General features: G+C 73.2%; 13 protein-coding genes and 1 pseudogene. 6 read left to right on the top strand and 8 right to left on the bottom strand.

What is annotated here, in order from left to right:
- Window positions 1-48: 48 nt before the first annotated feature.
- The 3 genes and pseudogenes from IFT79_RS12715 to ribH all read left to right on the top strand — a co-directional run bounded on the left by IFT79_RS12715 (window position 49) and on the right by ribH (window position 1,963).
- Window positions 49-738: a riboflavin synthase gene (locus IFT79_RS12715; protein ID WP_192124537.1), complete on the top strand. Its 690-nt coding sequence runs from the start codon at window positions 49-51 to the stop codon at window positions 736-738.
- A 50-nt stretch (window positions 739-788) separates the two neighbouring features.
- Window positions 789-1,359: pseudogene (gene ribB / locus IFT79_RS12720) on the top strand (3,4-dihydroxy-2-butanone-4-phosphate synthase); the annotation flags it as partial.
- A gap of 103 nt (window positions 1,360-1,462) precedes the next feature.
- Entirely contained in the window at window positions 1,463-1,963 is a 501-nt protein-coding gene (gene ribH, locus IFT79_RS12725; RefSeq protein WP_192124539.1) for a 6,7-dimethyl-8-ribityllumazine synthase, read from the top strand.
- Window positions 1,964-2,056: 93 nt separating this feature from the next.
- On the opposite strand, the gene IFT79_RS12730 is transcribed toward ribH, so the two are convergent.
- The 3 genes from IFT79_RS12730 to ald all read right to left on the bottom strand — a co-directional run bounded on the left by IFT79_RS12730 (window position 2,057) and on the right by ald (window position 4,705).
- Complete coding sequence (locus tag IFT79_RS12730) at window positions 2,057-2,854, bottom strand: dienelactone hydrolase family protein (RefSeq protein WP_123570551.1); 798 nt, start codon at window positions 2,852-2,854, stop codon at window positions 2,057-2,059.
- Between the two features lie 44 nt (window positions 2,855-2,898).
- Window positions 2,899-3,462 carry a TetR family transcriptional regulator gene (locus tag IFT79_RS12735; protein ID WP_056046627.1) on the bottom strand — a complete coding sequence of 188 codons (564 nt, stop codon included), beginning with the start codon at window positions 3,460-3,462 and terminating at the stop codon, window positions 2,899-2,901.
- Window positions 3,463-3,595: 133 nt separating this feature from the next.
- On the bottom strand, window positions 3,596-4,705 hold the full coding sequence (gene ald, locus IFT79_RS12740; protein WP_123570549.1) for an alanine dehydrogenase: 1,110 nt from the start codon (window positions 4,703-4,705) through the stop codon (window positions 3,596-3,598).
- A 170-nt stretch (window positions 4,706-4,875) separates the two neighbouring features.
- Between ald and IFT79_RS12745 the strand changes: the two genes are divergently transcribed.
- Window positions 4,876-5,346, top strand: a complete 471-nt coding sequence (locus IFT79_RS12745) for an Lrp/AsnC family transcriptional regulator (RefSeq protein ID WP_056046623.1) — start codon at window positions 4,876-4,878, stop codon at window positions 5,344-5,346.
- A gap of 32 nt (window positions 5,347-5,378) precedes the next feature.
- On the opposite strand, the gene IFT79_RS12750 is transcribed toward IFT79_RS12745, so the two are convergent.
- Window positions 5,379-5,822, bottom strand: a complete 444-nt coding sequence (locus IFT79_RS12750; protein WP_192124541.1) for a GNAT family N-acetyltransferase — start codon at window positions 5,820-5,822, stop codon at window positions 5,379-5,381.
- A gap of 52 nt (window positions 5,823-5,874) precedes the next feature.
- Window positions 5,875-6,660, bottom strand: a complete 786-nt coding sequence (locus IFT79_RS12755) for an NAD-dependent epimerase/dehydratase family protein (RefSeq protein ID WP_159826042.1) — start codon at window positions 6,658-6,660, stop codon at window positions 5,875-5,877.
- Between the two features lie 278 nt (window positions 6,661-6,938).
- Here IFT79_RS12755 and IFT79_RS12760 point away from each other — a divergent pair, with 278 nt between their 5' ends.
- Both IFT79_RS12760 and IFT79_RS12765 read left to right on the top strand, forming a co-directional pair.
- Window positions 6,939-7,388, top strand: coding sequence for a DoxX family protein (locus tag IFT79_RS12760; RefSeq protein WP_192124543.1), 450 nt, complete (start codon window positions 6,939-6,941; stop codon window positions 7,386-7,388).
- 117 nt (window positions 7,389-7,505) lie between these two features.
- The gene (locus tag IFT79_RS12765; protein ID WP_192124545.1) at window positions 7,506-8,438 is read left to right on the top strand and encodes a carbohydrate kinase family protein; all 933 of its coding nucleotides are present in this window, start codon (window positions 7,506-7,508) and stop codon (window positions 8,436-8,438) included.
- A gap of 102 nt (window positions 8,439-8,540) precedes the next feature.
- On the opposite strand, the gene IFT79_RS12770 is transcribed toward IFT79_RS12765, so the two are convergent.
- The 3 genes from IFT79_RS12770 to IFT79_RS12780 are packed head-to-tail and all read right to left on the bottom strand — an operon-like array spanning window position 8,541 to window position 11,814.
- A complete protein-coding gene (locus IFT79_RS12770; RefSeq protein ID WP_192124547.1) occupies window positions 8,541-9,965 on the bottom strand; it encodes a serine hydrolase in 1,425 nt (474 codons plus the stop codon).
- 26 nt (window positions 9,966-9,991) lie between these two features.
- Window positions 9,992-11,365 (bottom strand): cryptochrome/photolyase family protein, encoded by a 1,374-nt coding sequence (locus IFT79_RS12775; RefSeq protein WP_192124549.1) that lies wholly within the window; start codon window positions 11,363-11,365, stop codon window positions 9,992-9,994.
- Window positions 11,362-11,814 carry a MarR family winged helix-turn-helix transcriptional regulator gene (locus IFT79_RS12780; protein WP_056046607.1) on the bottom strand — a complete coding sequence of 151 codons (453 nt, stop codon included), beginning with the start codon at window positions 11,812-11,814 and terminating at the stop codon, window positions 11,362-11,364. The genes IFT79_RS12775 and IFT79_RS12780 overlap by 4 nt, the downstream gene beginning before the upstream one ends.
- Window positions 11,815-11,981: the final 167 nt, after the last annotated feature.

Below are 11,981 nucleotides of genomic sequence, written 5' to 3' on the forward strand. Positions count from 1 at the left end.
TGCACGCACGCACCGACCCACCGACCCGACGGGCCCGGTGGTGCGCTGATGTTCACCGGCCTCGTCGAAGAACTCGGACGCGTCGAGCGCGTCGCCGACCAGGGGGACAGCGTCCGCCTGACGGTCCACGGCCCCGCCGTGCTGACCGACGCCGCGCACGGTGACTCCATCTCGGTCAGCGGCGTCTGCCTGACGGTGGTCGAGCAGCAGGGTGACACCTTCACGGCCGACGTCATGCGGCAGACCCTGGCCATGAGCACCGTGGGGACGTTCGGCCCCGGGACGCCCGTCAACCTCGAACGAGCCGCCCGCGTCGGCGACCGCCTGGGCGGTCACATCGTCCAGGGCCACGTCGACGGCACGGCCACGGTCGTCGAGATCGAAGAGGGCGAGGCCTGGCGTCGGGTCCGGTTCGACCTCGCCGACGACCTCGCGCCCCTGCTCGTCGACAAGGGGTCGGTGACGCTCGACGGCGTCAGCCTCACGGTGAGCGCGATCAGCGAACCCGGCGAGGTGCCGGGCTGGTTCGAGGTCAGCCTCATCCCCGAGACGCTCGCCGTGACGACCCTGGGCGGCAAGGCCGTCGGCGACCGCGTCAACGTCGAGACCGACGTGCTCGCCCGTCACGTGCGCCGCATGCTGCGACTGGACGCGCTCGACGCCGACGGCCCGCGCGGTGCGGCCACGCCGGCCGACGCGGCGGACCCGCGGGACGCCGCCGTGACGGGGCGCCCGTGACCGTGTCGACGCCCCGGGAGGAGGGGCGGGTCGACTCGCGCCTCGCCCCGATCGAGCTCGCCCTCGAGCACCTGCGCCGTGGTCGCCCGGTCGTGGTGGTCGACGACGAGTCCCGCGAGAACGAGGGTGACGTCGTCCTGTCGGCCGAGTTGGCCTCGGCCGAGTGGATCGCCTGGACGGTCCGGGTGTCCTCCGGTTTCGTCTGCGCACCGATGACGAACGAGATCGCCGACCGACTCGACCTGCCGCCCATGGTCGCCCACAACGAGGACGCCCGGGGCACGGCCTACACGGTCAGCGTCGACGCGGCGGCCGGCGTGACGACGGGCATCAGCGCCTCCGACCGGGCGACGACCCTCCGCACGCTCGCGTCGCCGACCAGCGTTCGCGACGACCTGCACCGCCCCGGGCACGTCCTGCCGCTGCGCGCCCGTGACGGCGGAGTGCGTGAGCGCGATGGCCACACCGAGGCCTCGGTCGACCTGATGAAGGCCGCGGGGCTGCGACCCGTGGCCGTCATCAGCGAGATCGTGGGCGACGACGGCGAGATGATGCGACTGCGGGCTCTGCTCGACTTCGGGGCCCGCGAGGGCGTGCCGGTCGTGACGATCGCCGCTCTCGTCTCCTGGCTGGGCGACCGCGACCTCGACGCACCATCCCCTGCGTCCGACTCCCGGGCCACCGACACCACGACCACCACCCGCACGACCGAAGGAGACCCCGCATGAGCGGAGAAGGCGCCCCCACCGAACTCGACGTCGACGGCATGGGAATCCGTGTCACGATCGTCGCCGGGACCTGGCACGAGACGATCACCGACGGCCTGCTGGCCGGCGCGCTGTCGACGGTCGAGCGCCTCGGCGCCACGGCCACGGTCGTGCGCGTGCCCGGCAGCTTCGAACTGCCCGTCGTCGCGAAGGCCGCTCTCGAGGCCGGGGCCGACGCGGTCGTGGCCCTCGGCGTCATCATTCGCGGCGGCACGCCGCACTTCGAGTACGTGTCCGACGCCGCGACCTCGGGCCTGCTGCGGGTGACGCTCGACACGGGCAAGCCCGTCGGGTTCGGCGTGCTCACCCTCGACGACGAGCAGCAGGGCCTCGACCGGGCAGGCCTCCCCGGCTCGAAGGAGGACAAGGGTGCCGAGGCCGCCCACGCCGCCGTCGCGACGGCCGTCCAGCTGCGCGACCTTGCCCGGGCCGGCACGGCCCGCGTGGCCGGCTTCTGACGACGGAGGCGGTGCCGGGGCGACGAGCGTCCCGGCACCGCGCCTCCTGACGGTCTGGCGTCGCGCCCGTCGGGCCCGTCGGGCCCGTCGGGCCTAGGCGAAGACCTCGGACAGGAACGTCTCCAGCTGCTGCCACGAGCGACGATCCGCGCGGGCGTCGTACTGGGCCCCGTGATCGGGTGCGTCCGTCCCGGGGACGGCGAAGGCGTGCATGACGCCGCTGTAGCTCAGCACCTGCCAGTCGGGTGCCTCGGCGGCGCGCATCTCGTCCTCGAAGCCGACCACCGCCTCGTCGGGCACCACCGGGTCGGCGGCACCCGTCATCACGAGCAGCGGGGCCGTCACGGCACCCTTCTCGGCGGGCATCCCCGTCCCGAGCCCTCCGTGGAACGACACGACGCCGGCGACGTCGGCACCCGCGCGGGCCAGCTCGAGGGCACCCGAGCCGCCGAAGCAGTAGCCCATCACCGCGATCCGCGACGGGTCGACGCCCGGCTCGGCGCGCAGGCGCTCGAGGTTCGCGAGCAGGCGCGACCGGAACAGCGCGACGTCACCGTAGTACTTGCCCGCCTCGCCGGCGGCCTCCTCGGGCGACGGGCGGACCCCCTGCCCGTAGACGTCGCCGGCCAGCGCCACGTAGCCGAGCCGCGCGAGCATCTGCGCGCGCACCTTGACGTGGTCGACGACGCCGAACCAGTCGTGCAGCACGAGCACGCCGGGCACGAGCCCGGACGAGGAGGCGCCGGCCGGCGTCGCGAGGAACCCCTCGAGATCGACGTCGGTCGCCGCGTAGACCTCGTCCGACGTCGTGACGCCGCCCGGGTCGGGCACGCTGTCGAGGACGCGCTGAAGGTCGGGGGAGAGGGCGGGAGTGGGTTCGGTCGTGGTCACACGGGGACGCTACTCCCGGCGGGTCGGACGGTGCCGGGGGCGGTTCAGCCGGGGTCGACGATGCGGGCGACGGCCTGACGGACGACGTCGCACCGACGCTGCTGCGGGCCGGTGTGCAGGTTGGTGGCCTCGGGCGTGACGAACCAGGCCAGCACGACGCCGAAGACCATGGTCAGCAACTCGTCGGCGTCCCAGCCGGACGAGATGTCACCCGCGTCCTGGGCCGCACGCACCGAGTCACGGCGCGCCTCGAGCTGACCGTGGTCGAGCACGCCGGGGCTCGGCAACGCGACGCCCTCGATCTGGCCCCAGAGCAGGAGGCGCGCGTCGTCGGGGTTCGACGCCAGGTGGTCGTAGAGCGCGCTGGCCCAGCCCGGCAGGTCGTGGGCGTCGAAGGGGACGACCGCGACCCAGCGGCCGATGCTCTCGCCGAGGGCGGCGTCGAACAGGTCGCGCTTGGTCGAGAAGTGGGCGTAGAGCCGTTCTTTGCTCGCCTCGGCGTCGCGCGCGATCGTGTCGACGCGGGCTCCGGCGAGGCCGCGGGCCGCGAACTCGGTCCGCGCCGCCTCGAGCAGCCGCTCCCGCGGAGGGGTGGGTCGTCGTGCCATGTCCAGAGCATAGGGGCTGCACCTCTCCGGACCACCTGGTTCGGAGGGAGGTCTTCGCTTACCGGCCGGACCGGTTCGCCCCGCGTCCGGGAGGGCGCCGTCGCGGAGGTGGGCCGTCGCGTCGTCGGACGGGTCAGAGCGCGCGGGCGTCCACCAGGTCGACGCCGGCCGCCGCCGCGACGCCCGCGTTGGTGATCTGCCCCGCGACCGCGTTGACGCCGCGGGCCAACGACGCATCCGCCGCGATGGCGTCACGCCACCCCCGGTCGGCGAGGGCGAGTGCGTAGGGCATGGTCGCGTTCGTCAGGGCCCGGGTCGAGGTCTGGGGGACCGCGCCGGGCATGTTGGCGACGCAGTAGTAGACGCTGTCGTGGACGGCGAAGGTCGGGTCGTCGTGCGTGGTCGCGCGCGAGCCCTCGAAGCAGCCGCCCTGGTCGATGGCGATGTCGACGAGCACCGACCCGGGACGCATCGACGCCACCATCTCGTCGGTGACGAGCTTGGGGGCCTGTGCGCCGGGGATCAGAACCGAACCGATCACCAGGTCGGCGGCCGCGACCTGGGCGCCGATCTCGTAGGCCGTCGAGGCGCGGGTCTGCACCCTGCCGCCGAACTGCACCTCGAGGGCGCGGAGGCGCGGAAGCGACACGTCGATGACGGTCACGTCGGCGCCGAGGCCGAGGGCGTTCGCCGCGGCGTGTTCACCGGCGACGCCGCCGCCGATGACCACCACCTTCGCCTTCGGGGTGCCGGGGACGCCGCCGAGCAGCACGCCCGTGCCCCCGATCGGCTTCATGAGGTGGTAGGCGCCGACCATCGTGGAGAGGCGGCCGGCGACCTCGCTCATGGGCGAGAGCAGCGGCAGGCTGCGATCGTCCCGCTGGACCGTCTCGTAGGCGATCGCGGTCGTGCCGGACGCGAGGACGGCCTCGGTGCACTCGGGTGAGGCCGCGAGGTGCAGATAGGTGAAGAGGGTCTGGTCCGCCCGCATGAGCGGGTACTCGGCCGCGATCGGCTCCTTGACCTTCATCAGCAGATCGGCCTCGCCCCAGACGTCGGCCGCGTCGTCCACGACCGTCGCACCCGCGGCGACGAACTCGGCATCGGTGAACCCCGACCCCCGTCCGGCGCCGGCCTGCACGATCACGTCGTGTCCACGGCGGGAGAACTCGTGGACTCCGGCCGGTGTCGCGGCGACGCGGTTCTCGTTGTTCTTGATCTCGGTGGGGATGCCGACGCGCATGGTTCGTCCTCTCGGGGAGTGGCCTCGACGACGGGCGGCCGGTGCACGCCTCTGTTCGCCGAACTGAGGTCAGTGTGCTGTTTCGTGCCGATGCGTGCCAAGCTCTCCGCACGAGATTCTGTGCAGGCCCTGCCTGGCCGCACGATCGACGGTGAGGGACGGGACGAGGCATGGCTGCGACGAAGGACGTTCGGCTCGACGAGATCGACCGGCAGCTCGTGCGCCTGCTGCTCGCGAACAGTCGGACCCCCAACGCCACGTTGGCCGCGCAGGTCGGGATCGCTCCGTCGACCTGTCTCGCGCGCCTCCGGTCCCTCGTCGAGCGCGGCGTCGTCGCCGGCTTCGGAGCCGACGTCGACCTGTCGGCGCTCGGACTCGACCTGCAGGCGCTGATCAGCGTGACGATCCTCGCGTCGGCCCGACAGCGGATCGCCGCCTTCTCGGCCGAGATCCGGGCCCTGCCGCAGGTGGTGCAGCTGTTCTTCCTCGGCGGGTCCGAGGACTTCATCATCCACCTGGCCGTCCGCGACACGAACGACGTGCGCGAGTTCGTCCTCGACCACCTCTCGGCGCACCCGGCCGTCGCCTCGACCCGGACCAGCCTGGTCTTCGAGCACCACCACCCCGGCCCGACCGTCTGACCGATCAGCCGGTGCCGTGCCAGGGGCCGGCGTCAGCGCGTGGCGGCGAGCGTCATCGGCAGGTGGGGGATGCCGTCCTCGAGGAACTCGTCACCGTCGACCACGAAGCCGAACCGGGCGTACCAGCCCGAGAGGTGGGCCTGGGCGTCGAGCCGGACCAGTCGACCGTCGCACTCGTCGACGGCCGACCGCATGAGGTCGGCGGCGAGCCCGCGACCGCGAGCCGACGACGCCGTCGCCACCCGGCCGATGCGACGGTCGTCGCCGTCGTGCAGCACCCGGAGCGTCGCCAGGACCCGGGCGTCGTCGTCGGCGAACCAGAGGAGGCGCGCGGTCGGCTCGAGGTCGCGCCCGTCGAGCTCGGGGTAGGGGCACTCCTGTTCGACGACGAAGACGTCGACCCGGAGGCGGAGGATCTCGTAGAGGACGACGGGGTCGATCTCGGCGACGGACGACGAGTGCTGGGTGGGGGTCACACGGCCACGCTATCGGCCTCGCGCGCGTGACCGGATGCCGCCCTCGGGCGGGTCACCGGGTCTCGCCCAACGGCATGGTCGTGAAGTCCCCGCCGACGGGCGCGTCGGGGGGCAGGACCTGACCGGCGAAGCGGTCGGCGAACGCCTCGGCGTCGTCCTCGGGGTGGTAGCCGATGGCCTCGCCCGCCGCGAGCGACACGACGCGACGGGTGTTGCGACTGACGCCCCAGACGACGTGGTGCCCGGCCGGTGCCGTCGTCAGGGTGGCCAGGATCAGCCGCGTCGCGTCGGCCGGGGACAGCCAGGTGCCGAGGCTGCGGACGTCGTGCGGCTCGACCTCGGCCGTCATGATGCGCGCCGACACCACGGTCGAGCCGAAGCGGTCGGCGTACAGGCTGCCCACCGCCTCGAGCAGCACCTTGCTGACGCCGTAGAACGTGTCGGGCCGGGGGGCCGGCACGTCGTGGTCGGCGGCGCTCGAGCCCGGTTCGAACCCGACGGCGTGCACCGAGCTGGCCGCGAGCAGCCGGGTCACGCCGGCCCGACGGGCGGCCTCGTGTGCCACGTAGGCGCTCTCGACGTTGAGGTCGCGGATCTCGTGCCACGTGCGCTCGCTGGCGTGCGACGCGAGGTGGACGACCAGGTCGGCCCCGGCGAACGCCACGGTGAGGGAGTCGAGATCGGTCACGCCGACGTGCTCGAAGGTCTCTCGTCGTCGGAGGTCGCCGGGTGGCGTGACCACGTCGAGCAGCCGCAGGTCGTGGCCGGCCTCGAGCAGAAGAGGGCGGACCCAGGTCGCGATGCGGCCCGAGCCTCCCGTGATCGCGATGGTCGCCATGTGTGCCGCCTCTCGTCGGGGGCTCGTCGGCCCGTCCCGTGGTCCTGCCCCGATCCTGCCCGGGACCACCGACAGCGCCCGCGGGGCACGCCACGCGTCCGCCGAACCGCCCTCGCGACGCGTCCCCGCGTCCCCCGGATGCCCCACCCGAGCCTGACAAGGCTCTGGCGAAGGCCTGGCAGGGATCTCCACGACCCCGGTCGGTGACGCGTCACCTCCTACCGTGGCGGAGGGCCCGACGACGTGCCACGACCCCGTCCCCGACCGAAAGGCACCTCGTGTCGTCAGCTCTCTCGTCCCTCGGCCTCCTCCTCGTCCGCGTCGTCCTCGGGGTCGTGTTCGTCGCCCATGGCTGGCAGAAGCTCGCCGTCGACGGCCTCGCCGCGACGCAGGGCGCCTTCGGGGGCATGGGCATCCCGCTCGCCGAGGTCGCCGCCCCGGTCGCGGCCGTCACCGAGCTCGCCGGTGGCGTCGCGCTCGTGGTCGGCGTCGCCACCCGTGTCGCCGCGGCGCTCCTGGCGGTGACGGCGGTCGTCGCCCTGGTCGCCGTCCACCTGCCGAACGGCTTCTACTCGACGACGGGTGGGTTCGAGTACGTCCTCGTCCTGGCGGTCGTCTCCGTCGCGGTCGTGCTCACCGGGCCGGGCCGCTTCGCCCTCGACGCCCTGGTCGTCCGGGGCCGGCGCGCCCGTCGCGAGGCCCCGGCCCCGCTGCCCGCCACCGTCTGAGTCGGGGCCGAGCGGGCCGGGCGCGAGGCCGGGACGGGTGAACGTGACGCACCCGCGAGGGTGATTTGCGCCTCCTCGTCCCGTCCCGGCCTCCGATCCGTGGTCGGCTGGATGCCGATGATCCCCGCCAGCGACCGCTTCCGCCGCTCCGGCGGCCGACCCCGCACCGGGTCGCCCGTCCTCGTCTTCGGGGACGTCCTCGACGACATCATCGTCACCCCCCGGGCGGAGGACGGCACCGGGACCGAGACGGCCGCCACCATCCGGCACCGGGCCGGGGGTTCGGCGGCGAACACGGCGGCGTGGCTCGGGTCGTTGGGGGTCGAGGTCTCGTTCGTCGGTCGGGTCGGCACGGCCGACCTGCAACGCCACGCGCAACTGCTCGCCAACGCGGGGGTCGTGGCCCGTCTGTCCTACGACGCCCACGATCCGACCGGCACGGTCGTCATCACCGTCGACGGCTCGTCGCGCATCATGTTCACCGATCGGGGGGCCGGTGCCTCGCTGAGCCCCGACGACGTCCCCGACGACCTGGTCGCCGGGGCCGGTCTCGTGCACTTCACGGGCTACACCGTCGCCCAGTCCCGCAGCCCGGTCGCCCTCCGACGCCTCGTGGGACGGGCCCGGGAGGCGGGGGCGCTCGTCTCGGTCGCCCCGGGCAGCGCCTCGATCGTCCGCCGCTTCGGGGCGTCGGCGTTCCTCGCGGCCGTCCACGGAGCCGACCTGTTCTTCCCGTCGGACGAGACCGCTCGCGAGCTCACCGGGCTGGACGACCCGGTCGCGTCGGCGACGGCGCTCGCCGAGCAGGTCGGCGTGGTCGCGATCGTCGCCGACGACGGGGGTGCCGTCGTGGTCTCGCGGGGGCAGCAACCGGTCGTGGTCGACGGGGTCGTCTCGCGCTGGGTCGACTCGGTGGGTCTCGTGGACGCGTTCTCGGCCGGGTTCATCGCCGCGTGGGCGACGACGGGCAGCCTGGGGGTCGCGGGTCGGAGTGGGGCCCGTGCCGCCGCCCGTGCCGCCGGGGTCGCCGGAGGACGGCCGCCCGCCTGACCGCGTCGGGCTCGCGTGACAGCGTCGGGCCCGCCTGACGACGCCTGGCCCGCGTGACGACGCCTTGCCCGACTGACGACGCCTGTCCCGGCGAGCCCTCGGCTACCGTGCGCTCTCGGCGCTCACCAGCACGGTCTGGACCCGGGGCGGACGCTCGGGGGTGAGCCGGATCTCGAACCGGACGACGCCCCGGGCTCCCCGTCGTCGCCACACCAGGTGCGAGGGAGCGGACGACTCGTCGGGCGGCGATGCCTCGCCGTCGTCGTCCCAACCGCCCACGGACTCGACGGCGGCGGCCCAGGAGGCGCGGCGTCGGTCGAGCGGCAGGTCCGCCTCGACGTTCTCGCTGAACAACCCGTCGGGCACGGCGCCGCCGAGGACGACGGCCTCGACCGCCTCGCGGGCCGCCGACGTCTCGGGCCACGGCCGCACGACGACGCGGGCATCGGGGCGCTCGGCCATCAGGCCGTCGAGCGCGAGCCCGATCGGCTCGGAGACCTTCGAATAGGTCGCGTTCTCGAACCCGATCGCGCCGAGGCCGGTCGCGGTCTGCCAGCGCATGTGGGCCGAGAACCCGGGGTAGCCCCCGCTGTGCGACACGACGGGGCCGTGGTCGGGGTAGTGCTCGACGAACAGACCGAACCCGTAGCCGCCGGGGTGCCCGACTCGGGCGGGGACGAAACGCTGCACCTGTTGCATCTCGCGTCGGGAGGCGCGCGAGAGGATGCCGTCGAGGTCGCCGCGGCCCTCGGGGTCGAAGGCGGAACCCAGCCAGCGCGCCCAGCGCGCCAGGTCGGTCACGGTGCTGAACAAGCCGCCGATCGGTGAGAACGCGCCCGGGCCTGAGAACGGCAGGGGCTCACCCCCGTCGGAGGTGCGGCGATGGCCGATCGCGACGCCGCCCATCGCCCGCACGGTCGCCTCGAAGCCGGTGGCCGTCAGGCCGAGCGGTTCGAGGATCGTCGACTCGACGACCTCACGGTAGGGCTTGCCGGCGACGGCCGCGATCGCCCGGCCCACGAGGGCGAAGCCGAGGTTGGAGTAGGCAAAGGTGGTGCCCGGCACGCTGTCGAAGCTGAGCCCGGCCCGCAGCAGGGCGTCGAGTCCGTCGTCGGTGAGGGATTCTTGCCGGTCGCCCCACGGATCGTCCGTGGGGAAGCCGGCCGACATGGTCAGGAGCATGCGCAGGGTCGGCACGGGGGAGTCGGCGGTGGGCAGGGCCACGTCGGCGAAGGCGGGCACGAAGTCGGTGATCGGTGCGTCGATGGACACGAGCCCGGCGTCGCGCTGGGCGAGCAGGGCGGTGGCGGTGAAGCTCTTCGTGCACGAGGCGATGCGGTACGCCGTGTCGACGCCGGGCGCGGTGCCGGGGGCGACCTGGCCGTAGGAGCCGTCGTGCGTGACGCCCGAACGGTCGAAGGTCGCCCACACGGCGCTCGGGCCGCGCCGCTCGGGAGCGCGTGCGGCGAACACGGCGTCGATCCCCGTGGGTGGTTCGGTGCGGTCGGGTCGTGATGACGTCGTCACGGAGGCGATCCTCTCGAGGGGCGGGGTCATTCGGTGCGCGTGGTGCGGCGCATGGCTTCGTAGGCGTCGAGCGCGGCCCGGCGGGAGGCCTTGAGGTCGACCATGGGCTCGGGGTACGAGTCGGTGTCGACCTCGGGGACCCAGCGCCGCACGTAGTCGCGGTGCTTGTCGAACTTGTCGGCCTGCAGGACGGGGTTGAACACTCGGAAGTACGGGGCCGCGTCCGCACCCGAGCCGGCCGTCCACTGCCAGTTCGCGGGGTTGTTCGCCTCGTCCGCGTCGACCAGGGTGTCCCAGAACCACTGCTCGCCCACCCGCCAGTCGGCCAGCAGGTTCTTGACCAAGAAGCTCGCCGTGACCATGCGAACCCGGTTGTGCATGTACCCGGTCGTCCACAGCTCTCGCATGCCCGCGTCGACCAGCGGGATGCCGGTCGTGCCCTGCTGCCACGCCTCGAGTTCGCCGGGTTCGAGTTCGTGCCACGGGAAGTCGTCGAACTCTGGCCGGTAGTTCTTCGTGGCGAGGTGCGGGTTCGCGAAGAGGACGCTGTGGTTGAACTCGCGCCACACGAGTTCGCGCAGGAAGCCCGAGGCCTGTTCTCGGGCGTCGGGTGCCAGGTCGCCGCGCATGCGGTGCCAGACCTGGAACGGGCTGACCTCGCCGAAGCGGAGGTGCGGCGAGAGGTGGCTCGTCGCCTCTTGGGCCGGCTCGTCGCGCAGGCCGTAGTCGGCCAGGTGGCCGGTGGCGAAACGTTCGAGGGTGTCGAGGGCCGACGCCTCGCCCGGGGTCCAGGCGTCGCGCAGGCCGGCCGACCAGTCGGGGGTCGTGGGCAGCAGCGCCCACGAGTCGAGGTCGTCGCTGTCGGGCGTCGCGTGGGGGACGTGCAGCTCGTCGGGTGCCGCCTCGGGGTGGCGGGGTTCGGGCCGGTCGAGGCAGGCGCGCCAGAACGGCGTGAAGACCTTGAACGGCTGGCCCTGCCCGGTCTGGATGGTCCACGGTTCGAACATGAGGTTCGCCTGGAAGCTGCGAACGTCGAGCCCACGCTCGCGCAGCGACGACTTGAGCCCGGCGTCGGCGTCGCGGGCGGCCAGGCCGTACCGGCGGTTCCAGAAGACGGCGCCCGCGCCCACCTCGTCGACGAGACGGGGGAGTTCGCGGGCTTGCGGGCCCCGGCGCAGCGTGAGTCGCCCACCGACGGCCTGCAGCGATTCGGCGAGGGCGGCGAGGCTGTGGTGCAGCCACCAGCGTGAGGCCCCGCCGAGGGGGCGCAGGCCGTCGGTCTCGTCGTCGAGCAGGAAGAGGACGACGACCGGTTCGCCGCGCTCGACGGCGGCCACGAGGGCGGGGTTGTCGGCGAGGCGCAGGTCGTCGCGCAACCAGACGATGGAAGGGGAGGTCATGCGTTCGTCCCGACCGGCGTGCCGAGCCGCAGCTTGGTGCACAGATCGGCGAGCGAGGCCAGTTCGTCGTCGTCGAGTGCTCCGCCCACGCGACGACGGATGGCCTCGGCGTGGCTGACCGCCGTGCGCCGGTAGAGGTCGTAGCCCTCGTCCGTCATGGTCACGATGATGCCCCGGCCGTCGCCGGGGTCGGAGGCCTTCTCGACGATGCCCTTCGACGCCAGTCGGTCGACGAGACGGCTGATGCTCGGCTGCGTCAGCAACAGGTGGCGGGTCAGGTCGCGGATGCGGGCCCGCCGATCGGGCTGGTTGGACAAGTTGAACAACACGTCGTACTCGTTGAACGAGATCTCGTGGGTCGGGAAGCACTCGGTCAGTTCACGCATGACGCTGACCTGGGCCCGGAACAGGGCTTCCCAGGCCCCCACGGCCATCGATGTCTCGCTCATGTCGTCCCTCACGTTCGTCGAGGTCGAGTCTACGAAAGGCCACCGACCTCGGGCCGACGCGCGGGGGCGGCGACGAGCGAGCGTGTACCCGGGGGTACACGACAGAGGGACGGTCGCCCGATGGCGACCGGCCCTCTTCCCTTGCACCAGGAGTGTCCTGCAATCAC

The sequence above is a fragment of the Frigoribacterium sp. CFBP 8759 genome (assembly GCF_014841655.1).
In the GTDB taxonomy this organism is placed as follows: Bacteria; Actinomycetota; Actinomycetes; order Actinomycetales; family Microbacteriaceae; genus Frigoribacterium.